Origin of the sequence: Ruminococcus sp. (genome assembly GCF_024691275.1) — a bacterium.
Classification (GTDB): Bacteria; Bacillota; Clostridia; order Oscillospirales; family Ruminococcaceae; genus Ruminococcus.
Genome location: NZ_JAILNU010000069.1, coordinates 17,772 through 41,729 on the forward strand (window position 1 = coordinate 17,772; position 23,958 = coordinate 41,729).

The 23,958-nt window shown below is 44.6% G+C and carries 19 protein-coding genes; 4 read left to right on the top strand and 15 right to left on the bottom strand.

Annotation, left to right across the window (positions count from 1 at the left end; translation table 11 throughout):
• Positions 1-63: 63 nt before the first annotated feature.
• Genes K6G33_RS08285 through K6G33_RS08295 form a run of 3 tightly spaced genes read left to right on the top strand, consistent with a single transcriptional unit; the run spans position 64 to position 3,324 of the window.
• Complete coding sequence (locus K6G33_RS08285) at positions 64-1,014, top strand: ABC transporter ATP-binding protein (protein ID WP_296778221.1); 951 nt, start codon at positions 64-66, stop codon at positions 1,012-1,014.
• A gap of 2 nt (positions 1,015-1,016) precedes the next feature.
• Positions 1,017-2,150, top strand: coding sequence for an ABC transporter permease (locus K6G33_RS08290; RefSeq protein ID WP_296778224.1), 1,134 nt, complete (start codon positions 1,017-1,019; stop codon positions 2,148-2,150).
• Entirely contained in the window at positions 2,137-3,324 is a 1,188-nt protein-coding gene (locus tag K6G33_RS08295) for an ABC transporter permease (protein ID WP_296778227.1), read from the top strand. Before K6G33_RS08290 ends, K6G33_RS08295 begins: the two co-directional genes overlap by 14 nt.
• Positions 3,325-3,377: 53 nt before the next feature.
• On the opposite strand, the gene K6G33_RS08300 is transcribed toward K6G33_RS08295, so the two are convergent.
• From K6G33_RS08300 to K6G33_RS08370, 15 genes are all read right to left on the bottom strand, one after another.
• Positions 3,378-4,172, bottom strand: a complete 795-nt coding sequence (locus K6G33_RS08300) for a class I SAM-dependent methyltransferase (RefSeq protein WP_296778229.1) — start codon at positions 4,170-4,172, stop codon at positions 3,378-3,380.
• Between the two features lie 60 nt (positions 4,173-4,232).
• Positions 4,233-4,934, bottom strand: a complete 702-nt coding sequence (locus K6G33_RS08305; protein ID WP_296778232.1) for a thioesterase II family protein — start codon at positions 4,932-4,934, stop codon at positions 4,233-4,235.
• Between the two features lies 1 nt (position 4,935).
• Positions 4,936-5,187, bottom strand: coding sequence for an acyl carrier protein (locus tag K6G33_RS08310; protein ID WP_173449926.1), 252 nt, complete (start codon positions 5,185-5,187; stop codon positions 4,936-4,938).
• 2 nt (positions 5,188-5,189) lie between these two features.
• Positions 5,190-6,749 carry a class I adenylate-forming enzyme family protein gene (locus K6G33_RS08315; RefSeq protein ID WP_296778237.1) on the bottom strand — a complete coding sequence of 520 codons (1,560 nt, stop codon included), beginning with the start codon at positions 6,747-6,749 and terminating at the stop codon, positions 5,190-5,192.
• A complete protein-coding gene (locus K6G33_RS08320; protein WP_296778239.1) occupies positions 6,749-7,873 on the bottom strand; it encodes an alpha/beta fold hydrolase in 1,125 nt (374 codons plus the stop codon). Before K6G33_RS08320 ends, K6G33_RS08315 begins: the two co-directional genes overlap by 1 nt.
• A 25-nt stretch (positions 7,874-7,898) precedes the next feature.
• Positions 7,899-8,255, bottom strand: coding sequence for a phenylpyruvate tautomerase MIF-related protein (locus tag K6G33_RS08325; RefSeq protein WP_296778241.1), 357 nt, complete (start codon positions 8,253-8,255; stop codon positions 7,899-7,901).
• A 79-nt stretch (positions 8,256-8,334) separates the two neighbouring features.
• A complete protein-coding gene (locus K6G33_RS08330) occupies positions 8,335-9,546 on the bottom strand; it encodes a beta-ketoacyl synthase (protein ID WP_296778245.1) in 1,212 nt (403 codons plus the stop codon).
• Positions 9,547-9,577: 31 nt separating this feature from the next.
• A complete protein-coding gene (locus K6G33_RS08335) occupies positions 9,578-10,699 on the bottom strand; it encodes a 3-hydroxyacyl-CoA dehydrogenase family protein (protein ID WP_296778247.1) in 1,122 nt (373 codons plus the stop codon).
• Between the two features lie 2 nt (positions 10,700-10,701).
• A complete protein-coding gene (locus K6G33_RS08340; RefSeq protein ID WP_296778250.1) occupies positions 10,702-11,406 on the bottom strand; it encodes an enoyl-CoA hydratase/isomerase family protein in 705 nt (234 codons plus the stop codon).
• Complete coding sequence (locus K6G33_RS08345; RefSeq protein ID WP_296778253.1) at positions 11,399-11,839, bottom strand: hypothetical protein; 441 nt, start codon at positions 11,837-11,839, stop codon at positions 11,399-11,401. Before K6G33_RS08345 ends, K6G33_RS08340 begins: the two co-directional genes overlap by 8 nt.
• Positions 11,823-12,236, bottom strand: coding sequence for a thioesterase family protein (locus K6G33_RS08350; RefSeq protein ID WP_296778255.1), 414 nt, complete (start codon positions 12,234-12,236; stop codon positions 11,823-11,825). Before K6G33_RS08350 ends, K6G33_RS08345 begins: the two co-directional genes overlap by 17 nt.
• Entirely contained in the window at positions 12,190-12,951 is a 762-nt protein-coding gene (locus tag K6G33_RS08355; RefSeq protein ID WP_296778257.1) for an enoyl-CoA hydratase/isomerase family protein, read from the bottom strand. The genes K6G33_RS08350 and K6G33_RS08355 overlap by 47 nt, the downstream gene beginning before the upstream one ends.
• A gap of 10 nt (positions 12,952-12,961) precedes the next feature.
• On the bottom strand, positions 12,962-13,264 hold the full coding sequence (locus K6G33_RS08360) for an acyl carrier protein (RefSeq protein ID WP_296778260.1): 303 nt from the start codon (positions 13,262-13,264) through the stop codon (positions 12,962-12,964).
• Between the two features lie 59 nt (positions 13,265-13,323).
• Positions 13,324-14,214, bottom strand: coding sequence for an ACP S-malonyltransferase (locus tag K6G33_RS08365; protein WP_296778263.1), 891 nt, complete (start codon positions 14,212-14,214; stop codon positions 13,324-13,326).
• 539 nt (positions 14,215-14,753) lie between these two features.
• Positions 14,754-15,953 carry an ECF transporter S component gene (locus K6G33_RS08370; RefSeq protein ID WP_296778266.1) on the bottom strand — a complete coding sequence of 400 codons (1,200 nt, stop codon included), beginning with the start codon at positions 15,951-15,953 and terminating at the stop codon, positions 14,754-14,756.
• A gap of 496 nt (positions 15,954-16,449) precedes the next feature.
• On the opposite strand from K6G33_RS08370, the gene K6G33_RS08375 reads away from it, so the two are divergent.
• A partial coding sequence (locus tag K6G33_RS08375; protein WP_296778269.1) for a SpaA isopeptide-forming pilin-related protein occupies positions 16,450-23,958 on the top strand: 7,509 nt, incomplete at its 3' end.

The following is a 23,958-nucleotide window of genomic DNA, read 5'->3' on the forward strand; positions in this document are numbered from 1 at the left end:
CTACAAAAACATTTTTGTATGGGGTATAATAATGACAGTGAAAAACATAAGGAGGCTTCAGCTATGACTGATACTGTTGTAAAAATAAATGATCTTGTAAAAAGATACGGCGATCTTATCGCACTGGATCACTTTGACCTCGAAATAAAGCAGGGAGAGATATTCGGACTTCTCGGGCCAAACGGCTCAGGCAAGACGACTACTATAAACTGCCTGCTCTCGCTTCTTGCGTTTGATAAGGGAAATATCGAGATATTCGGCAAGAAAATGACTCCTGTCAGCTATGACATAAAAAAGGAGATAGGCGTTATAATGCAGAATGTAGCGGTATTTGACGAGCTTACCGTATACGAGAACATCGATTATTTCTGCGGTCTTTATATAAAGGATAAGGCAGAGCGCAAAAAGTGTGTTGAAGAAGCAATAAAGTTCGTAGGACTTGAGGAATTCAAGAAATTCTATCCCAAGAAGCTCTCAGGCGGACTTCTCCGCAGACTCAATATTGCCTGCGGTATCGCTCACAAGCCTAAGCTCATTATCCTTGACGAGCCGACAGTAGCTGTTGACCCTCAGAGCCGAAACCGTATCCTTGAAGGCATACAGGATCTCAACAGGAAAGGTGCGACTATAATATACACCTCTCACTACATGGAGGAGGTCGAGCAGATATGTACACGCATCGCTATCATGGACAAGGGCAAGAAGGCTGCTGAGGGCACTAAGGACGAGCTGAAGCGCATGATAAAGAATACCGAGACTATCACTATCGAGATACTTGATATCCCTGATAAGGTCATGGGAGAGATATCAGGACTTAAACACGTTTACAAGACTGATCTTACCGACGGAAAGCTTACGGTATACTGTTCGGGCGGCAAGCACAACTTTATGAGAGTACTTGATGTGCTTCAGAAGAATGAGTTAAGCTTCGGCAGAGTTTACACAGAGCAGCCTACACTCAATGATGTTTTCCTTGAAATCACGGGTAAGGCACTCAGAGATAAGGAGGATTGACCATGTTCCTGCATATTCTTAAATATGAGCTGAAAAATGGTCTGCGCAACAAAGACCTAATAATATGGCTCATACTCTTTCCTATAGTTCTGGGTACATTTTTCAAAATAGCTTTCGGAAGCGTCTACGAGAAGAACGAAAAGTTTTCAGCTATCCCTGTTGCAATAGTGGAAGTGAATGAAAATCCTGCTTTCAGACAGGTAGTAGAGGGCATAGAAAGTGCTGATGTGCCTTTCCTGAAAGCAAGCTTTGTCACCAGAGAAAAGGCTGAAAAGCTCCTTGACAACGGCGATGTTGAGGGGATAATCTTCACAGAGGATAAGCTGCGTCTTATTGTTAAGGAAAAAGGCTTGCAGGAGACTATGCTCAAATCCTTCATCGACCAGTATGTTGTCCGTGAGAGCATTGCAAAGGACGCAATGAAGAATGCTCCCGAAAAGGTACAGGATGTAATATCCGTGCTTACTGAGGAGACTGCTGCTTCTTGCAGAGAGATACCGCTCACTCAGGGAAATCCTGATCCGTATATCCAGTATTTCTATAACCTTATCGCAATGGTCGCTATGTTCGGCTGCGTGACAGGTATGCATATTACTATGCAGAATCAGGCGAACCTCTCCGCTCTCGGAGCAAGAAACAACTGCTCGCCCGTACCAAAGTCGCTTAATATTCTCGCTTGTATTACAGGAAGCTGTATTATGCAGGCTGTATGTATGATAGTCTGTGTATCGTTCCTTGCATTCGTGCTGAAGATAGACTTCGGCGACAGGTTGTACCTTGTATACCCAACAGCGATCCTCGGCGGTATATTGGGCATTTGCTTCGGCTTCTTAATAGGTTCTTTAAGCTCTCTTGGCGAAAAGACAAAAGCGGCTGTGCTTATGTCTGTGTCTATGCTGATGTGCTTTTGCAGCGGACTTATGGTGGCTGATATGAAAGTCATCATCGCTGACAAAATACCGTGGTTCAATAATATCAATCCTGCTGCGGTCATCTCAGACTGCTTCTACTGTCTCAATATCTATGAGGACTATGACCGCTTTATAACAAAGCTGATAAATATGATAGTAATATCTGTTATATTCATAGCTCTCGGATTTATCACATCAAGGAGGAAGAAATATGCAAGTATTTAAGGCAATGTTCAAAGTAACAAAAAAGCGGCTGCCTTCTGTTCTGGCTTATATGCTCGTTTTCCTTTTCATATCATTTGTACACGCTCGTTCCGCAACAAAGGATAACAAATTCGAGGCAAACAGACTGAAAATATGTGTGTTTGATGAGGACGATACCCCCGAAAGCCATGCTCTCATCGATTTTATAGGCAAAAGCAATAACCTGAAAACTATAGAAAACGACAGGGACGTTATAATCGACTCGCTGTATTACGGCAGAGTTGACTATGCACTTATCATAAATAAAGGATATGCCAAAAAGCTGTCGGCAGGGGAGACAGATGACCTTTTCGGCAGTTATCACATGGACGAAAACTACTCTGTAGTATATATGGGGCAGTTACTCGATGAGTACACGACGTCTGTAAAGGCTTATATCACTATGGGCAAGACCATTGATGAGGCTATAAGCTCCGCAGAAGAAGCGCTTTCACAGCACACAGAAGTAAGTATGCTGAGATTGGACAAGGGCGGAGATTCACATTACAGCGTGGATTTTGCTCAGTATTTCGAGTTTATGGTATATATCCTGATTTCAGCAGTAATGATAGTTGTATGTCAGGTACTTGTTACTATGAACAGGAAGGATATACGCTTCCGCACAAACTGCTCATGCATTAAGGAATCGAAATACACCTTTCAGCTATTCTTTGGAAGCTGCCTTTTTGTACTGGCAATGTGGCTGGTACTGATGATATTCGGAATTATCCTCAATAAGGAGATGTATGCAGGCAGAGCATGGTATGCGGTGCTGAACAGCTTGATATTTGCTGCGGTTACTGCGACTATTGCAGTATTTGTTGCAAGCTTTGAACCAAAGGAAAATGTATTGAATCTTATTACTCAGGTGCTTGGACTTGGTATGTGCTTCATTTGCGGAGTATTCGTACCTATCAGTGTGCTCGGCGAAGGAGTTCTTGCAGTTGCGAGATTTATGCCTGCATACTGGTATGTAAAGGCTAATAACATGATAGCGGAAACAGAGCCTTACAGTCTGAGCGGTGTATTGCAGTGCTATGCGATACAGACCTTATTTGCAGTGGCTATGATAGTTCTTTCTGTTCTTGTCCGCAAGGTAAAGTACAGCAGTGCTGCAATAGGAACTTCCGTGAAGAAGATAGCAGTTCATCAGTGACTTATAAAGCAATAATGGCGCACATTGTAAAATGTGCGCCATTGTTTTATACGTTATTTGCGTCCGATGATGAGAACATGATTGCTCATGTCTAATATCGAGCTTTCAGAACATACCGACATATGATAGCCAAACCATGTGTGGAACTGCTCGTCGTTCCATTCATCCACCTTATTATGGAAAAGCGGCGACAGTCCGTTCTGTGCGAAATGATCGGCTATTGTCAGACCGTATTTTTTGTACAGTTCACGCATTTCATCAGCGGACGAGTAATAGGTGTCTGTCCAGAAGCATTTAGGATCATCGTGCTTCAGTACGCCTGTATCTCGTATCTGTCCGAGAAGCTGGGCATCAAGGTACTTATCATCAGCCATTGCTATCATTTGATTTAGATATAGACGCGGAATATATGCTGTTGCCAGATAGCCGCCTTTTCTGAGGACTCTGAGCGATTCTTCAAAGCAGCGTTTGCGATCCTCTGCGCTTGTAAGATGATAAAAAGGACCCATATTAAGAACTACATCAAAGGAATCATCGGCAAAACAGGTCATATCTGTTGCGTCAAGTACGCGAGTGTCCATAGAATAGAGCTTGCTTTTAAGTTCCTTATCTATGTAAGAAATGTGTCGTGGAGTTATGTCGGTCGCGGTCAGTCTGTGACCCTGATCGGCAAGATAGAAAGCGTATGCACCTGTTCCTGCGGCACAGTCAAGAATGTCGAGTTTGCTCTTGAAAAGTGCATCGAATCTGCTTACAGTTGTAAGAAATTCTATTCTTCTGGCGTTATTTGTCGTTATTCTATCCTCTTCACGGTAGTTTTCGTAGTAGTTTACGACTTCATTGCTCATTTTTCTCCTCCTTGGTAGTTTTTGATATTAAGAAAGGGCGGGAAAACCGCCCTATAAATCTTATTGATTGCAGATCTTTTCTTTGATAATATCGCAGACTGCTTCTTTATTCTGCTGATAGTAGAAATGGTCACCTGGGAACGAGTACACTTCGCACTTGCCGTTTGTGAATCTGCTCCATGTGCTCATATCAAGATCCATGAGCAGGGGATCGGATTCGCCGAAAAATACGGTTACATCGCAGTCGAAGGTAACGTCCTCGGGAGTTGCCTTATAGCGTTCAGCCATGCGCACATCTGTGCATAATATGCGGTTGAGTATCTTTACCAGTGCGTTATCCTGCGGAACAGGCGATGCCATCGACAAAGAATTCTTTGTGAAGTACTCTACTATTTCCTCGTCGGAAGCAGTGAGGATAGTTTCAAAGCAGTGCATATCTTCGTCGGGAGGATTTTTGCCCGAGAGGAATACGTGACAAGGCTGTGGAAGCCCCTTTTCTTTTGCCTGACGCACGAATTCAGTCACAAGGACTGTGCCCATACTGTGTCCGAAAAGTGCATAATCACCGCTGAGAATATCCTTGTGCTGTTCTATCAACTCAGCTACGCAGTCGGGAACGTTGTCGATGAGTGGTTCTGCCATACGTGAGAAACGTCCTGAAAGCTCCATCGGCACGACAGTGAGCTCCTTTGGCAGAAAGCGTTTGAACGAAACGTAGCTCTTTGCGGAGCCTCCTGCGTGTGAAAAGAACAATAATACCATATTACTTCTCGAAAGGTGTGCCTTTTTCGTTGAGGAGGTCGAATATCTCGCCGACCTTGCTGATAGAAGCAACCAGTGAGAGCGGTACGTTGAGCTTGAAGGTTTCTGTTATCTCAGAGCCAAGACCGAAAAGTCCGAGAGAATCGAGGAAAAGGTCGTCATATACGTCAGTATCTCTTGTTATCTCTGAAGCGTCAACTCCGACATAATCTGAGATGACCTGTGTAAAATCTTCAAATTTAAGGTTATTCATTATTATTTATACTCCTTTTTTCTCAGGTATTTGAACTGTATCTTGCCGATATCCTTTGGTATCTCCTCAACGAGGACTACCTTATCGGGTACCTTGTATGCCGAGAGCTTTCCGTCGAAATAACGTGCAAGCTCGCCGCGGGTCACTTTTTCCTCGCCCTTTGGCTGGATATATGCAACTATCTGCTGACCGATAACAGGGTGCGGCTCGTCGGTAACGGCTGCGGCAGCGATCTTCGGGTGAGTAAGGAGGCAAGCCTCAACTTCCTCAGCGTGAACGAGGTTTCCGCCGCGCTTGATGATACGCTTGCTTCTGCCTGCGAAACGGACAATACCGCCGGGGAGCTTGTTTACAAGGTCGCCTGTGCAGAACCAGCGTCTGCCCTGATCGTCAGTGAGTATCTTCTCTGCTGAGAGCTCGGGATTACCGAAATATTCAGTGATAACACCGTCTGTGTATACGAGGAGTTCACCTGTTTCGCCTTCTGCAACATCGTTCTTGTTCTCGTCGATAACGCGAATATCGGTGAAGCTGAGCTTCTTGAAGTCGCTTGGGTCAGTGCCGTTGTCGATAGCCGAGTCCCATACAACCATTGTGCAGGTCTCGGAAGAACCGATAACGTTTACTACACGGATACCCAGCTTCTCAACGAAGATATCAGCGATCTCTTTGGGGAGGACTTCTCCTGCCCAGTAGCTTATACGAACGCTTGAAAGGTCGTACTTGTCAAAATCGGGAGTTGAGAGAAGCACCTTTGCCAGTGTAGCTGTGAGCTGAATGATGCTGACCTTGTACTTCTGAATAGTTTCAAGGAATGTTACGGGGTTGAACTGCGGCTGATACATAACTGTACCGCCCTTGAGCACCATCTGCTGACCCATTCCGAAGCCGCCCTGATGATAGAGGGTCATGCCCAGCATCATTACGTCGTCGGATCTGAATTCGAGGTAATCGCCCATATCCTTCTGTGTGGAGAGAAATCCGCCCGAAGGAACTGAGAGCAGCTTTGGTATACCTGTGCTGCCTGATGTGCAGGCAAGTGACAGTGTATGGAGGTACTCAGGTTCGTATATATCACATTCGCTGCTGCCGTACTGTGCCATGAAATCCTCTGCTGAGATGTAGCAATCATCATTTGGGATAAGATCGTTGTCCGCAAAGCATACTACTCTTTCGAGTGTTATCTGTGAAGGCACGAGAGCGCTTATAGCTGCGATGATATTGTTGTTTCTGTATTTTTCGGTAATGAACATTACCTTTGATGTTGTAGCGGGGATAAGCTTTGAGAGTTCCAGGGAGCCGCTCTGAGGATCCATAGGAACCGGCTGTGCGCCTATTCTTACTGCTGACCAGTACACAACGAACCACTCGATGCTGTTCGGCATACATATGCCGACCTTGTCGTCCTCGCCGATACCGATCTTCTTCATAGCCGAGCCCAGTACAGCTGTCTTTTCCATGAACTGTGCATATGTGAGCTCGTTATCGTCTATTCTCAGGAGAACCTTGTCAGGTGTTTCCTGAGCGTACTTGGCATAGTAATCAAAGAACTTTTCTGACATTATTTATTTCCCCCGTTAAGTCTCTGAGCGATGAAGTCGGCTGCCAAGTGCTTTACCCAGTGATACTGCTCACCAACAGGCATAGCGTGCATGATAGACTCCTCGGAAACATAAGCAGGCTTTTCTACTACCTGGAGCTTTTCCTTGTAGCCTGTAGCCTTCTCGTAAAGCTTTGCGGAAGCTTCGGGGCTCATCCAGTTGTCGTCGTCGCTGTGTACCATGAGGAAATCAGAGCTGATAGTGCCTTCCTCGATAAGTTTCATACCTTCCATATAGTTATCAGCAGTCTGGTAGGAGCTCCACTTGCCCTTCTTCATCCATACAGGGATAGAGCCCTGATCTGCGTAGTTCATGAAGAGCGGGAAGAGGCTTACGCAGCACTTAACGTCGGGATTCTTTGCTGTTGCGCGGAAAGCATAGCCGCCGCCCATACAGAGTCCGAAGTTAGCGATACGGCTGCTGTCGAGTTCACTTCTGCTGTCGATGAACTTGTAGATAGCTTCAAAAGCAGCTTCAAGCTGAGGTCCGCCGCACTTAACGTTATTATAGATGATAGCAGCACCTGCGCCGGGCATATCGGGAGTTATAACTGCTACGCCTCTCTGGTTGAGAGGATCAGCGAGCATTTCCAGCTCTTCCTTGCAGCTTCCGATACCTGAATAGGTGATAGCAACAGGATAGCTCTCCTTGCTTCCGTCATCAGGATAGTGGATATAAGCAGGGAGCTTGCCGAATTCTGTGTCGATCTCGATGTACTCGATCTTATTGTCGCAGAGTGATATGTAGTGCTTGTAGCTTTCAACAAGACCGTTATAGATCATTGTCTTGTGCTCAAGGTCCTGAATATTTATCATAAAGCAAGCGTAATGGCACTCTGTTATCATCTTAGCGTATGCTCTTGCTGATATCCTGCTGCCGCTTGCTTCTGCCTTATCGCGGAGCTCTGTGTAGTGAGCTATTTTTTTGCCCCACTCACCGAGCCATACCTCCTGTATCTTTTTGCCGCTCATGGAATCTATGGCGTCAACTTGTTTTAATATAAACTCTATATCGAACGGATCACTGCCATAAAGCATTGATCTTGTAACGACAGGGTTTAAAAGGTCTCTAATTGCCCATTTCATAATAATATGTTCCTTTCATTATATGTCAGCCTGTATATCGCCAAGCGCCTTCACGGGTCATTTCCGTGAACTGCATATATATGCGATACGGGTCGACATGAGTATGCTTCTGTATCAGACTTAACATTCTGTCTGCGAGTTCCTTCAGGAAATCCGACTTATTGTCTGCATACTCCTGAGGGAGTATGTAGCGAAATTCCGCAAAGAACACTGTATCCTCGGAATTGTTCATATACATTGCACAATCGTCGAGCATAATCATTATTGCTGGCAGAGGTTTCTTAAGTATATCTGCTAATTCGTTTGCTGCTTCGTTGAGAAAATTGGTGCGTGTAGTAGTTGAGCTGAATTTGAAGTTGGTTTTCATCTGTGCTATCGGCATAACTTTATTTATCCTTTCAATAAGCCTATATCCCAATGATATGGCTGTTTATCAATGTCCGCCGAGTGCGGATCATATATCATTTATCGTATTTTTTGAATACCAGTGTAGCATTGTGTCCACCGAAGCCGAAAGAATTTGAAACAGCAACATTTACATTGTGCTTTAGTGCTTCATTGGGGACGTAATTAAGATCGAGTTCGGGATCCGGATCATCGTAATGTATCGTAGGCGGTATAATACCTGTTTCTATAGCTTTTACGCAGGCGATAGCTTCGAGAGCACCGCTTGCACCGAGAGTATGTCCTATGGCAGCCTTTATTGATGATACAGGGATATCGTAAGCCTTCTTGCCGAAGACTTCCTTTATAGCCATTGTTTCGTACAGGTCGTTAAGTGATGTTGAAGTACCGTGTGCATTTATATAGTCAACGCTGTCAGGTGCGATGCCTGCATTTTCGAGTGCCATTCTTATGGTATTTGCCATACCGATGCCGTCTGTCTGCGGAGCTGTAAGGTTGAAAGCTTCGCTGTACATTGACGAGCCTGCAAGCTCACAGTAGATCCTTGCGCCTCTTGCCTTTGCGCTTTCCTCTGACTCGATAACGACAGAGCCGCCGCCTTCGCCCATGATGAAGCCGTCGCGGTTCTTTGTGAACGGACGAGCTGCGGTGTTCGGGTCGGGGTTGACCGACATTGCCAGCAGCTGATTGAAGCCGCTGATAACGAGGTTAGTAACTGTATTTGATACACCGCCTGTAACGACCATATCGCACAGACCTGATTCGATGAACTGCTTGCCTATCGCAAGAGCGTAAGCTGATGATGCGCAGGCAGTGCTCAGGTTGAATGCGGGACCTTTGAAGCCGTATTTTATCGAGACAAGTGCGGGAAGTTCATTTGTCATTTTTTTCAGTGTGATATTGAGCTTTTTCTCGACTTCGTAATCCTCGTATGAATTGTCGATGATACCGTAGACAACGCCCACTCTGCTGACATCGTAGGACGATATATCCAGTCCGCTGTCCTCGATAGCTTCGCAGGCAGAAGCAAGTCCCATGCGTGTAGCTGCGGTCGTAGCATTGAGCTGACGTTTTTTCCAGTACTGTGCCGCTACCTTTTCAAAATCATCACCGACCTGAGCAGCGACAGTAGTATCGTGACCTTCGGTGGGAATCCTGGTATAGCACTGCATTCCGCATTTCCCTGTAACAAGTCCGTTCCAGAAATCATTTACATTATATCCAATCGATGTAACTGCACCGACACCTGTTATAACAACCTTTTTCATAAATATTCCTCATACTCCTAATAAGTGATTTTTAAGCGAATGAACTGTCCCATGAATCTTTATCAAGATGTTTGTATGAGCAAAAATGCGTTTTGTCATAGAGTTCGTCAAGGGCTGCAAAAACAGCATCGGCTCCGAATTTACTGTAGTAATAAGCAGGAGATTCGGAAAGTCCGAGGGTATCCTGTACAGCTTCGATAAATACAGTCTTGTCGTCCTTGTATTCGCAAGATGAGTTGACGATCTCGTTGAGTATCAATGCCGCCATATAAAGTTCGGCATTGTCGCACGGATTGCCGTTTTCCTTTTCATGTTCTGCCATGAAATCGAGGAAAGTCAGTGTTTCTTTGGGACAGCCTATTTCCAGCCAGTTGTTCATTTTTTCAAAACCATAGCTGAGTAGTTCTTTATTTCGTTTTATTCTGAAGTTTTCCGGGCTGCCTGCCATAAGTCCGAGACCAACACTGTCAAGGATATCGAATGGCGCAGCAACGGTAAATAACCCTGATACTGCCTTGTTGAGTTCAGACACAGAAGTGCCGAACTTCTCACAGAGGTATATCGCGTGAGAGACCATGCAGGCGAGTATCTGATTGAGATAGATGTGGTAATCGCCGGTGAAAACTATCGGAGTCTTGCCTGCTGCTTTTACAAGCTGAGCAGCGGTATCCTGACAGCTTTCGGCTGTTTCGGGGAGTATATTGAGCTCCACGAAGCCTGTGAGCTTGACCGGATAGAAGAAGTGAAGACCGAAGCAACGCTCCTTGTTGGGGATATCTTCAAATACTGAGGCGATATCCAGCGAAGAAGTATTTGTAAGGAGCAGACAGCTGTCAGAGACAATCTGAGCTGCTTTTGCGAAGGTCTCTTTCTTTACAGCCATATTTTCAAATATAGCTTCTATCACGATGTCACAGCCACTGAGCGCAGACATATCGTCTGTGAACAGGAAGGACTCTTTTTTGTATTCGTACTGTTCCTCGGAGATCTTTTTGCGTTTTAAACTTTTTCCGAGAGTTTTGAGGACGGCTTCGGTATTTTCCTGAGCGCCGAAAAGGTCTATTACCACGAACTGCGCGTCAGGCAGCTTGTCGAAGAAAAGAGAAAAGATATCCTTTCCCATTTTACCGTAGCCTATAATGCCGATCTTCAATGTCATGCCTCCTTGCTTTTCAGGTAGGAAGCGATGTATTCCCTATAGCGTGAAGGCTCGAATTTGCCGCAATTATCGGCGATAAATCCGATGAGTGCCTTTGCTTCGGGAAGTCCCTGCTTCTTGTCGGTGAATATATCAGCCCAGCCGAGGGAATAAGCTTCCTCAGCGGGTATGAGCTCGCCCGACATTACGAGAGTATAGGCATTCTGAATGCCGCATATCTCGATAGTTCTTGCAACTCCGCCGAGAGCGGGAAGTATGCCGAATGTAGATTCAGGCTGACCGACTCTTGCGTTCTTCTCGATTATCCTGTAGTGGCTGTTTACAGCGATCTCGCTGCCCGAGCCTATGCAGAAGCCTGTTACCACGCTTACGACAGGGAACGGGAGTTCACGAAGGAACGTAAAGAAATGTTTTTGTTTTATATGACCTTCGGGAAGACTTCCTGTTGTGTCGTCGTAGGATTCATTTGCCGAACGCTCTGCAAGTGCGGAAACGTCAGCGCCGACGCTGAAATGTCTTCCTGCGCCTTTGATAATAAGTCCTTTATATGTATCAGCAGCAGCTTTTTTTTCAATGTCAGCCATTACAGCCTCATACTCTCTGAAAAAGTCAGCAGTCATGAGGTTGTTGCCAGCCATATTCATTGAAAGAACGAGGATACCGTCCTGTTCTTCGAGCATCATTCCGTTATTTTCACTCATTGGAGTTACCTCCGTTCTTGTCTGCCATAAGGCGGTAGAAGGCTCTTGATTCGATCGTGAGGACTTCTTCCGCAGATGCTTTTCTTGCTGCTGTGAAGCAGGCTGTGATCTCGGAGACCTGTTTTTTTGTCTTGTCCTTGAAGAGCTTTTCGGTGTACTCTGCGGCTTCTGAAGCTTTGAGCACAAGGTCGGCAGCGGAAGATATCTCGCTGTTTATCTCATCATCTGAAGCGACTGCTGACATAAAAGGAGCATTTGCAAGGAGATCCCTTACAGCAGCCTTCTGTGCGTCATCATCGCCGAGGACGGTGCTGATGTCTGTATATATCATCAGCAGGCATGGTTCGACGAGCTGTTCTTTTATTTCTGTGAGCTGATACAGCGAACTTATACCGCAGACCTCTGTCACAATACCGTTATTCTTTATTGTCATTATTTTTCCCTTCGATGCAAGAGCGCATAGCCTCCGGTATATCACATATTATGTGATCCTTGTTCACGTATGCGAGCTTGCCCTTTACTTTGCATGAAACGAGACCTGATGTCTTGTTGATTATTTTATGTTTGTAGCTTACTATACCGCTGGAACAGGTAAGTTCCGAATCTATCCTTACCTCGTCCAGCAGTTTCAGTTCATGCATATACCTTTGCGAGCTCTCCATGATAACGGGGAAAAGTCCCTCTTTCTGTATCACGCTGAGCATACCGCTGACCTTGAAAAAGTGCCACAAAGCCGCTTCTGCGTATTGCAGATAGACGGAATTGTTTACGTGGCCGAATGAGTCAAGCTCGTATCCTCTCACTGTAAGTTCGTATGAGCTTTTTATCATTTGATGAAGCCTCCTCGAGTACTGCTTCAAATTTGCCCTTTGAAGGATCGAGTACACCTTCGGAAGCGAGATTTATCGTATCAACTATGGCGTGTATCTGTGTAAGAGTCTTGCCGCTGAGGAGTTCCTTTACGAAATCCTTTGTTTCGTCGAAGGAGTTCCTGCTTGAGCTGATCTTTGTGATAAGTCCCATATCAAGGGCAGCTTTTGCGCCGATCATCTCGCCGCAAAGTATCATTTTAAGAGCTTTCTCCTTGCCGAGCAGTCTGTAGAGGCGTTCCATGCCGCCCATACCGGGAACTACACCGTGCATGATCTCTGGGAGACCGAGGAATGATGACGGTGAAGCTATCCTGAACTGACAGCTGAGTGCTATTTCGAGTCCGCCGCCGAAGCAGCCGCCGTTTATAGCGGCAGCAGTGATTATCGGGAGCTTTTCGATAGTACGAAGAAGTGCTCTTGCGTTTTCGAGCTTTCTTGAGAGTTCTTCCATGTCAGCGTCATTGAAGCGAGAGACATCTGCACCATGGGAGAAATGTCTGCCCTTACCTGTAATAATAAGAGCTCCTATCTGCGGATTTGCGTCCAGCCAGTCAAGGAGCTTCTCACGATCCGCGAATTCAGGCTCTGTAAGCAGATTCTTAGAACCGTTATCAATGGTAAGTACAGCTATATTATCCTCGACACTAAGCTCAGATAAATTTGTTCTTATCATTTTATATCACTCACTGATTAACTATATCGTTTCCGTACTGGTAGATCTTGCAGAACATTTCGATAACATCGCTCATAGTGTCCATAGGAGCCTTGAGCATATATTTGCCGATGCTCTGGAGCTTGATGTCCAGGTCATACTTATCAGCAGTCATCTCGATAAGCTCAACGAACATAAGAGAATCGCTGCCGAGGTCTTCCTGTGGATTTGTATCCATAGTGATCTCGTCTCTTTCAACTTCACATTCTTCTGCGTAGTAATCGAAGATCATGTCTGTGATCTCCTGTCTTATTTCATTTGTAATTTCCCGCATTTTAATTAAACCTCCAAATTCTTTCTTTCCCTTGATCGGGTCTTTGTTTATATGAAAATTCACACATCTTCGAGAGTGTAAATTTTACATTTTCTGCTGACGCGCGAGAACTTGCTGACAGCTCCGTTTGCACTTACGTCGAAGAACTCAGTCACACCAAGCTCTTCAAGCTTTTTGATCGCAAGATCCCAGCGTATAGGTGTGTACACATTGAGCTGATTCTCTCTGAGCACCTGCTCACCCGTTGTCATTATTTCCCTGTCGAAGATAGACAGGATAGGATATACGGGAGCACTGTACCTTGTTGAGGCACAAAAATCAACGTATTCCTGTGAATATTTTTTCATTAGTGGATGGTGATAAGCCACACCTGTGCCGAAGCCGAATGCTTTGATAGCGCCTTCGCTCAGGGCAAAGTCAAGAGCTTTCTGAACTGCGTCAGCCTTGCCGCTTATCATTACATGAAACTTTGAATTTCCGCTTCCGATGATGAGTTCATCGGGGGAGAACCGACCTGCGAAGAGCTCGCTGATGTCATCGTATGAAAAGCCGATAACAACGCCCATATCAAGCTTTTCTCCGTGTTCGTCGAGGCAGCGCATAGTTGCGCGGTTCATCATGATGATATCATGAGCGAATTCATGAGGCACCGAACCGAAGCAACCGCTTATACTAACGATGCCTGAGCTATATCCCGCGCCTATATCGGGAATGATGCCTTTGTCGATGTAATGTTCAAAAATGACTCTGTCGCAGATGAGGGATATAAGCCATTCAGCAACTTTTTTATCATAGCCTGTATTTTTATCGAAATCCTTGTTGAGTTTTAATCTGCCGAATGCAGCGTCGAGGTAATCATCGTATTTTTCCTTCAGTTCAGGCGGCAGATTCACGAGAAGTTTTTCGGGCTTTGAGCCGATGCCGTTGAACAGGAATGCTCTGTTATACATTTATTGTGCTCCTTATATATTATACACTATATCTTAGCACCTATTTTGCACAGTGTCAATAGGAAAACTGCCATTTAAAGTAAATTTGAGCAAAATGATATTTTTTTCACATTCGGCATATGATTTTTTATAAATTAGTCCAATTATACAGGTCGTAATAAATTTAACAGTGTACATTAGAAGTTTTAAGGTATTTCATCGATGCAGTCAAATAATGATATATCTGCGTTTTCTTGACCCTAAAAATGATATGTCCGAGCTGTGTGATAGATAAAATATCATTTTCTGTATTACATAGATATAAACAAATGCATTGATAAAAAATGTAGAAGAATGAGTGACACACAACGTGAATATAGTAATATTTTGCACCCATGTGCTTTACTATGGTAATATGTTAACAGAGCATAAGATTGACCATTTTTTGCGGTCGCTTTCGCAAGTTGAAGCGATTGCTGTCTTAATAAAAAATTAGCGCAAAAGTGCTATTTTTAAAACAAGTGACAAAGCCTTCTCCGTGGGGAAAAGGCTTTTTGAGATCATGAATCTTTTTTCTCGGATTGTTTTATAAGTTTTGACTTGAACAAAGCGGTGCCGATGGCAGCTGAGAAAAAAGTTGAGATCACCATTTCAAAAAGTGCATTGATTCCTACTGCGGTAATTATGAACAAAAGGATGCTCTTTCCGTTCCTGAGTTTATTGATATAATTGAATTTTTTGTAGATCTTGACTGTGTATTTTCCGTCGCTTAGCCCTCTTATGTCAGCATTTGCTGTTTCAAATTTGCAGCTTCCGCCTTTGATAGCTTCGCCGTTCAATGTTGCGCCGTTCAGCTTTGTTTTGCCTGCTGCTGAAAGCTTGTACTTTACAGTGTCGGCAGTTGCCATTGCGGAAGGAGCTTCCGCTGTATCATCTACTGTAAAGATGAGCGCGTTGTCGATTATAACGCCCTTGTGATCGCTTGTTACAGTTACCTCATGGGTCTTGTCCTCGGATATATTAGCGATGATGCCGCTGTCGATCCTGAAGGTATATTTGCTGTCGAGACCGAATGAAGTGTGGTTGAAGAGGATCACAAGTGCTCCCATGAAGAATATGGTGTTGAGTATCGCTGCAAAGAAGCCTGCTACGCCGCATGAGAGCTGTGTAGGCGAGAAGTCTTTCTTCGTTACGAAGATGTACATCAGAACGAAGCCTGCTGCGAAAACACCCAGAAGGGTCAGAGTAATGGGGAGACCCGATGTTATGAATTTATACATTCCTGCCGACATACTGTATTTGCCTTCTTTATCATAGCAGATAAGAAGCATTGCCGAAAGGAAAAGTCCGATGAGCACTATGCCCGAAACTATGCTTGTTGCGATAGATACGACCTTTTTGGAGCCTATCCTTGACAATCCCGAGAAGATAAGTCCTACCAGCAGTCCGTCGAGCGCTCTTGGAACGACACGCTGAATGAAAGTGAGCGAAGGGCTGATCTCAAGGGTGGCAGCTCCCATGCCGCTGAGCACTCCGATGCCGAAGCACTGCATGAAACTGAAGAGACCGAATACAAGTCCGAGGATAAGTCCGCCTAATGGTCCGAGCGCTATGGCGGCTATGGCTATCGGAATGATATTCAGGGTTATGGAAAGCGGACCTATCGGGAAAGAGCCGATGGGAGTGAGTGAAAAAAGTGCCACTACTGCGGTCAGAAGACCGAGCAGTACGATAGAACGAACGTTGAATTTCGCTTTCATTTTATTCCTCCTTGTTACTACTCCTAAAAAGGATATAATACAATATAATTATAATATCACTTTTTGTAAAATTTGTAAAGTGCTCAATTTACAGAAAAATATTAACAGCGAGTTATTAAATAGTACACAATTTACAAAATATACTTTTTATATCATTTTGTACGCACAGTTAAATATACTGGTAGTATAACTTCAATGCAGTAAATTCGTGAAGTGTTAATAGAGTCAACTTATTTAGTTTTATCAGTTGACCCTATATGCGAAAGTTTTGTCTAACTTGCTACCAGCAGTGTATATTGCTGTTGAATCAACTACAAACTGCACAAATATGAACGAAATATTTCGTTATTTATGTAACAATAAAATATTGCAATTTGTATATAGGCATGTTATAATTAAGGTGCAAAATTCTGTAATTATATCATGCTGCGTACAGGCAGAAGATTAGGCATTATGGGAATTGTAAAAATATATATTATAGAAAGGACGGATGACCATGAAAAAATCTTTGGGGAAACGCTTGCTAAGCAGCGTTACCTCAGGACTGCTGACTGTTACGTGCGCACTTCCGAACGGGCTTCAACTCGGCAATAGTCTCGAAGCGGCTGCCGCAGATGAGCTGCCAAGTCCGAAATACGGCAAAGCTTACACTGTCGAGAATATACTGTCGGATTTTCAGTACTTCATAAAAGATGATTTTACTGTTGCGAACCATACAGTCGGCGCTCTTGCAATCGGCGGAAAAGCATCTTTGCCGGGTGCAGGATTCGGTCAGGGTGCGGTTACTCACAGCTACTTCAAGGAACTGATGAATACCACAAGCTACGGCTACGCTCAATATTATGAAGGCAGCGAGCTGTATGAAAAGATCAAGGACGACGGAGATATTTACTACAACAGCGCTGCGGATGGACTCGATCCTTCCGATCCGTGGGTGAAGATCCAGGGCGATTATATCGACTTTGATGATGCTTTCAGCAAGATCGGTGACTGGTCGGTTTCACAAAAAAATATCACAGGCGCTTGGACGGTGCAGGAGTCTGACCTTGATAATTCAAACAAATGGGGACCTACACTGAATATCAATCTGCTTGATCCATCGCTGAACACCAATATCATCATTCCGAAGAATATTTACGACAAGATAACCTGTATCAATTTTGTCGGAAAGACGCTTCCTGACGGCAAGCCCGATTACCTCGATCTGGCTACAAGCGGAATTACCGTGACTTTTTCGGAAGTCTCCGATGTAAAGCTCGGATTCGGCGGCGGTATGCCTAAGGAGGACGAGGGTGATCCTTCATCTCCTGAGATACCTGTAAAGCTCATGAGATTCAATGGCGGTGACTTCAGCACGACTGCTCTTCAGCACATTCCCCGTGAAGGCACCGATAAAATGATCGACGACGTTCAGCAGAATGTCAGCGGCGGTATCGACCTTCTCTGGAACTGCCCTGATGCAGAGAGCGTTATCTGCAATTATCTTGCAGGACACGTTGTTGCTCCAAAGGCATCTTACAAGCAGATAGGTCATAACGCAGAGGGCAACGTTATCGCAAAAAGTGCTGACGGCGGCAAGGCTGAGGCACATTTCTATGCGTTCAGATCGCTCCTTAAAGCAGATACGGACTATGTACTCGACCTTATCAAGCACGATGACGAGGGCGCATTCCTCGCAGGTGCAAGATTCGGACTTTATCCCGTGACTGACGGCGTTGTTGGTACAACTCCCGAATTCGAGGTGAAGTCAAGCGGTCTCGGTGCTGATACAATGAATATCAGATCCGGAAAATACATATTAAAAGAGATAACAACTCCTAATGGATATGCACTCTCTGATAAAGAGTATTTTATCGAGATCAAAGAGGGCGGGAAAAAGACTTATACAGACCCTGTTGACAACAGCAAGAATATTGAATACTGTGAGAATGCAGTCGTAAATCTGTATAAGGACAGCTCTTTCTCAGAGGTAGTTGAAAGCAAGAAGATATCTTCACTTGCTGTAGCTGATAACACTTATAGTGTAGGCAGCGATCAGTTTACTTTCGATGTTGACCTCGAAGGAAATGTTATAAAGGCTTACAAGAACGGTTCGGCTGTTTCTGATGAGTCTTTTGCAAATGATTTTGAATTCATCAAAATTGATTCAGGCGAAAAAGTATATACTATAATGTATAACGGAAAGCCTGTAAGACCTGTCGGCGGTTATTATACTATCGACGGCAGCAGATATGACATCGTCATTGATGAGAGCGACGGTACGATAAAGAGCGTTACAAAGCTCGGCGAAAAGCTCGATCCGAGTCAGTTCTCGTTCGTCGGTTCAAATCTTTATTACGGCGCATGGTCAATTTTCAATCCTCCGCTTCAAAGAAATGCCGACGGCACTTTCGTATACGAAGGAAAGAACATCGAAGTAAAGTTGAACGATAACTTTACAAGAAAGGTTTCTTCCGTAGAATACGTTGACGAGCCTGCTGATACAAGCATTGTCAGCGCAGTAAAGTCAACTCTCGCAAACTACATCGTCAAGTACAAAGGCGAAGCAGCAAGCACTGTACTCGATATCAGCAGAAGTCTTAAAGCTGAGTTCGAGTTCATCGACGAAAAGGCTTTCACAGTCAGCAAGGTAGACGCTGAGGGCAATCCTCTCAGAGGCGCTTCTGTTGGACTTGTAGAGGAAAGCTACACATACAACGGCGGCAAGCTTGATCTTAAAGGCTCTATGCCGAAGGACGGCGAAACTGCTGACAGTATCCCTTCATGGAAGTGGAGTGCTGCTGAAACAGTTAAGACAAGTTTCAGTGCAAACGATATCGACGCAGCTCTTCCAAATGCAATAACTTCCTCAGACAGCATAAAGGTCTACAGGATCATCGAGACAAAAGCTCCTTCCGATTATGATATCTCCGCAAGCGATATCGTTATCATCAAGGGCTTCTCTCTCGGAAAGACTGTATTCTATGAGCAGACAGTAGGTCATGGCGAAGCTATTAAAGATATCCCGTTTGAGATAATCTCTGCAATGGGCGGCTATCGTCTCGGAAACGAGAAGGAAGATACAGGCTCATGGACAAAGATAGATGTTGACAGTGTTGCAGGAAGAACATTCAACATCGTAAACAGAAAGAACGAGTGCAAGCTCCGTGTTGCAAAGGTAGATCAGAACAGCAACTTTATAAACGGTGCTGTACTCCAGATATTCAAGGACGGAGATACAACTCCTTACATTGACAACATCAAACCTGACAAGACAGGTTCGGTTGCACTGAGCAAATCTTTTGCTCCCGGTACTTATTATATAGTAGAAAAATCTGCACCAGCAAATTGCAGCAAGGACATGGAAGCCGTTAAGCAGTACTTCACTGTAAGCGACGAGCTTGTTCCTTCACTGGGCAGACCTGCTTTTAAAGAAGCAAATGCTATTGACCTTGACGGCAGCAATCAGAGATTCACCATCGAGGACGAAAACGGAAATTATCTTACTTCTTATGGCGCATTCGACGGTACTGTCGGCTACGAGAAGGTCACAAAGATAATATTGTCAATGTCAGGCGCTCCCACAAACTTTGAGTACAAAGTGAACGATGCAGCCGCGGTCGGCGGTGCTGTAAGCGGCGGCGCTTACATTGATGAAATATGCAGCGCTATCTATGACAGCACTACTAAGATAATGACAGTAACTTTTACAAAGCCTGTCAATATCAATAATCTTCTCTTTGCAAAGTATGACGGAGAGATGACCGTTGACAGCGTAAAGCTTGAGATCGAGGGCGAGACAGATCCCGAAGATTACAAGGCTATCACACTTGACAGCTCAAGCGGCGCAAATGTTCTCAGCTTCAAGAACGAAGTCGTTGAAGTAAAGAACGATGTTACATTCAGAAAGATCAATGACACTACAGCAATGATCGAGGGAACAACCGGCGAGTATTATGATACTGAGAGCGCTGATGAAAGAGCGATCGGTGCAAATCTTGAACTCAAACTCGTTGAACCCGAGACAGAAGGCGCAGACCTTTCAGGCGTTACATCAAATCTCGATGACAGAGATTATAACAAAGGCTGTCCTGATATAAGTAAGAAAGAGATCAGCTGGAAAACAATTGATGAAGATCTCGTACTCTCAGGACTTCCGAACGGTAAGTATGAACTCGTTGAGGTATACTCACCTGAGGGACATCAGCCCATAAGCACTACAGAGCTCATTATCAAGGACGGTAAGATCACTTCGGATAATCCGAATTATGTTGTTACTGCTGATAAGTCGGAATCGGAAGGTGCTGTTGTAACAGCTATTGATGAGCTCTTTGCAGTATCTATACGCAAGGCTACTAAGATAGCAGATTCAGTTGAGGTACCTGTTGTTGGTGCTAAGCTCAGACTTACAGGTATAAGCGACGGAATGCCTGTTGATATGTCTCTTGTACGTGCAAAGAACGAATTGTACTACAAAGAGAACGGAAGCGGCATTCAGCCGGGCAAGATGAAAGCTTCTCTTGCACCATACAAACTTAATATCAACAATATTGAAAATATTTCCGATAATAAAAAAGCTGCATTTGAGTTCTATACCACAGGCGGCACAGTAGTATTCGCAGGACTTCCCTGGGGTATATATACTCTCGAAGAAGTTTCGACACCATTCGGAATGCTTCCTGCAGAGCCTAAGACATTCACAGTCGGCTATGGCGAGAACGGAAAACTCTTCCTTGAATCCGGCGGAGATGAAGGTACTACAGACAATGTAGTAACACTTTATGATGACGTTCAGAAGGTAAAGATCAGCAAGGCTGATATAGGCGGAAATATCGTTGAGGGCGCTGAGTTTGAGCTTTCAAGAGCGGACGGAAAGAAACTCGACAATGTTTCTGTCGTTGCTGAAAAGGACAAGGCAAAGAGCAGGATCAAGGCTTTCGTAGATGAAGGCTTTGATATGGAGGACAACAACGATAAGGCAGTAGAGATAACACTTAACGGTGAACAGTCGTTTACATTACGCGGCAGAACAATGAACAACATTACAGTAAACGGCAAGAGTGTAAACAATTTTGTTGAGCAGAACGTTTACACTTATAATGGTACTGCTGCTGACAAGCTTGTTGTAAGCGGTATGTTTGAGGGTATCTACGTTATCACTCTTGATGACGGTACCGAATATACTATCCGCTGCGACAAAGGCAGCGCTGAGATCACACAGATCGACGTTGCAGTAAAGCCAAAGAGCTCCGACGATAAGAAGGATCTCAAAGACAACACAGCTATTCTTTCATCAGATAAGAGATACATTACCTTTACAGGCGGCATTGCTGATATCTCAAGCCTTGCTGACGGTGAATACATTCTCAGGGAGACCGCTTCTCCTAACGGCTATACAAAGGTCGAATCCGAATTTGTATTTGTAGTTGAGAACGGCAAGGTAACATTAACCAGTGCTGACACAACAGGCGCTGTAGTGAAGAACGGCAATGAGATCGTCATTAAGGACGATGTTTCTGAGCTGGACTTCTACAAGTTCTTTGATGCTGAAGAAGATACAACTCCTAAAGACACAACTGAAGGAGCTGAGATGAAGCTGACATTCAAGAAGGCTTCTGACAAGACGGCAACTGTTATCGAAGGTGCAGATACACTTAAAGTTGGCGAGTCCGTAACATGGAACTCCAACGACGAGAATCCTAAGACACTCAAGGGCCTCATGGACGGTGAGTACCTCTTTGAAGAAGTAAAGGCACCAAGCATCTACGAAAAGGCTGAGCCGAGAACCGTGATAATCAAGGACGGTGTTATTGTCCTGATGAACGGCGACAAAATGATCGGCACAAGACCTTACACTCATCTCCTTAATGTAAAGAAGGGCACAGTCGTTATCGACAAGAAGGCTCTCGGTGCAAAGGAGATCCCGGAGGAAGCGGGTAAAGCTAAGTTCACTCTCGTTGCACTCGACGAGGGAGCTGATCTCAATGGCATTGTCATAAACGGCAAGGTTGTAGAGGAAAATACAGACAGCGTAACATTTGACGGCAATACGGCAACATTGATCGGACTGAAAAATGGTGAATACAAACTTATCGAGGATACAGCTCCTATCGGATACGATGTGGTAAGCGAATTCACATTTACTATCGAGAATAGTGCTGTTACAAGAGTTGACGCTGTTACAAACGGCAAGACTTACACAGAAGATGATGGAAAGACACTCGTTATCGAGGACGCTCCTATCATCACTATCGACAAAAAGGCACTCGGCGCTAAGCCTATCCCCGAGGAAGCAGGCAAGGCTGAGTTCACACTCAACGCAAAGACTGAGGGACTTGATCTCTCAGGTGTAGTTATTGGTGAGGGCGAAGATGCTATCAAGGTCGAAGACGGCGAGACATCAGTCAAGTTCGATGGCAACAGCGCAAAGATCACAGGTCTGAAGAATGGTAAGTACTCACTGGTGGAGGATACAGCTCCTTTGGGCTATTCTGTAGTGACTGAGTTTGAGTTTGAAGTTGAGGACGGTCTTGTAAAGAACGTTCAGAATGTTACAAATGGTAAGACATCAGTTTCAGCAGATGGTAAGACGCTCACAGTTGAGGATGCTCCGATACTCTATGTTAATAAGAAGGCACTCGGCGGAGAAGAGATCCCAGCTGAGGCAGGCGGTGCAAAGTTCGTACTCACAGCAGAGGACGAGGGCAAGACACTTGAAGGCGTTAAAATTAACGACGGTGAAGCACTCGGCGATGTAAAGTCTGTAGAGTTTGAAGGAAACGGCACCAAGTTCGAGGGCTTGAAGGACGGTAAGTACAGTCTCGAAGAAACAGCAGCACCTGACGGATTTACAACAGTAACAAAGTTCACATTTGATATCGAGAACGGTATCGTGAAGAACGTTACAGTAAAAACAGACGGCGACGCAAAGGTTTCAGATGACGGAACAGTTCTTGAAGTATTCGATACAAAGTCAACTATAACTATTGACAAGAAGGCACTCGGCGGAGAGGAACTCCCTGAGGAAGCAGGAAAAGCTAAGTTTACCCTTGTATGTGAAGATGAAGGCGCTACTCTCGAAGGCGTAAAGATCAACGGCGGCGAGGCTCTCGGCAGCGTAAGCGAAACAGAGTTCGACGGAAATTCAGCAAACTTTGAATATCTGAAGAATGGTAAATATTCGCTTATCGAAAAGGTTTCACCTGACGGATACGATGTAGTTTCCAAGTTCACATTTGTACTTGAAAACGGAAAGGTCAAGACTGTAGGGGCTGTTACAACCGGTAAGACCTCTGTGTCTGAAGACGGAACACGTATCATCATCGAAGATGCGCCGAACGAATTCACTATCAGTAAGAATGATATTACAGGTGAAAATGAAATAAGCGGTGCTCTGCTTGCAATAACAAATGCAGGCATTGACTGGACATCAATTTTTGAAGCAAATAAGGCTGACAGTGACTTCTCCGAGGTAACAGACGGTGAAGGAAACGTTATTGGTATCCAGTGGACATCAGGCGAGACTGCTAAGATAGTAAAGGCTCTCAAAAATGGTGAATATACACTCAGAGAGACAGGCAAGAAATTTGAGACCGGCGGAAAGGTATATGATATTATCACTTCCGAGCTCAACTTTACGATCAGCAACAGCAAGATCGTTGATGCAAACGGTGAAGATCTCAAGGAAGATGTAGATTCTTCATCTGATAAGGGTTATTATGTAGTTGATAAGGCTAATGGTAAGATTCGTGTATGTGATGCTGAATCAACAACAACCACAACAACATCGACCACGACTACTACAACAACTACAACCACAACTACTACAACTACAACAAGCACAACAACAACTACTACATCTACAACATCTACTACAACTACAACAACAACCACTACTACAACTACAACCACCACAACTACAACTACCACAACAACATCAACGTCAACAACGACAACCACAAGCAAGACCACGACGACAACAACAAGCACTACAACAACAACGACCACACTTGCAAAGGTAAACATC

Excerpts from the sequence above, each read along its gene's own strand:
- K6G33_RS08315 (WP_296778237.1), bottom strand. The coding sequence starts at position 6,749 with ATGTCAGAAAAGTTCTTTGATTACTATGCCAAGTACGCTCAGGAAACA.
- K6G33_RS08325 (WP_296778241.1), bottom strand. The coding sequence starts at position 8,255 with ATGCCGATAGCACAGATGAAAACCAACTTCAAATTCAGCTCAACTACT.
- K6G33_RS08295 (WP_296778227.1), top strand. The coding sequence starts at position 2,137 with ATGCAAGTATTTAAGGCAATGTTCAAAGTAACAAAAAAGCGGCTGCCT.
- K6G33_RS08305 (WP_296778232.1), bottom strand. The coding sequence starts at position 4,934 with ATGGTATTATTGTTCTTTTCACACGCAGGAGGCTCCGCAAAGAGCTAC.
- K6G33_RS08355 (WP_296778257.1), bottom strand. The coding sequence starts at position 12,951 with ATGATAAGAACAAATTTATCTGAGCTTAGTGTCGAGGATAATATAGCT.
- K6G33_RS08340 (WP_296778250.1), bottom strand. The coding sequence starts at position 11,406 with ATGAGTGAAAATAACGGAATGATGCTCGAAGAACAGGACGGTATCCTC.
- K6G33_RS08345 (WP_296778253.1), bottom strand. The coding sequence starts at position 11,839 with ATGACAATAAAGAATAACGGTATTGTGACAGAGGTCTGCGGTATAAGT.
- K6G33_RS08365 (WP_296778263.1), bottom strand. The coding sequence starts at position 14,214 with ATGTATAACAGAGCATTCCTGTTCAACGGCATCGGCTCAAAGCCCGAA.
- K6G33_RS08285 (WP_296778221.1), top strand. The coding sequence starts at position 64 with ATGACTGATACTGTTGTAAAAATAAATGATCTTGTAAAAAGATACGGC.
- K6G33_RS08310 (WP_173449926.1), bottom strand. The coding sequence starts at position 5,187 with ATGAATAACCTTAAATTTGAAGATTTTACACAGGTCATCTCAGATTAT.
- K6G33_RS08360 (WP_296778260.1), bottom strand. The coding sequence starts at position 13,264 with ATGCGGGAAATTACAAATGAAATAAGACAGGAGATCACAGACATGATC.
- K6G33_RS08300 (WP_296778229.1), bottom strand. The coding sequence starts at position 4,172 with ATGAGCAATGAAGTCGTAAACTACTACGAAAACTACCGTGAAGAGGAT.
- K6G33_RS08320 (WP_296778239.1), bottom strand. The coding sequence starts at position 7,873 with ATGAAATGGGCAATTAGAGACCTTTTAAACCCTGTCGTTACAAGATCA.
- K6G33_RS08350 (WP_296778255.1), bottom strand. The coding sequence starts at position 12,236 with ATGATAAAAAGCTCATACGAACTTACAGTGAGAGGATACGAGCTTGAC.
- K6G33_RS08330 (WP_296778245.1), bottom strand. The coding sequence starts at position 9,546 with ATGAAAAAGGTTGTTATAACAGGTGTCGGTGCAGTTACATCGATTGGA.
- K6G33_RS08370 (WP_296778266.1), bottom strand. The coding sequence starts at position 15,953 with ATGAAAGCGAAATTCAACGTTCGTTCTATCGTACTGCTCGGTCTTCTG.
- K6G33_RS08290 (WP_296778224.1), top strand. The coding sequence starts at position 1,017 with ATGTTCCTGCATATTCTTAAATATGAGCTGAAAAATGGTCTGCGCAAC.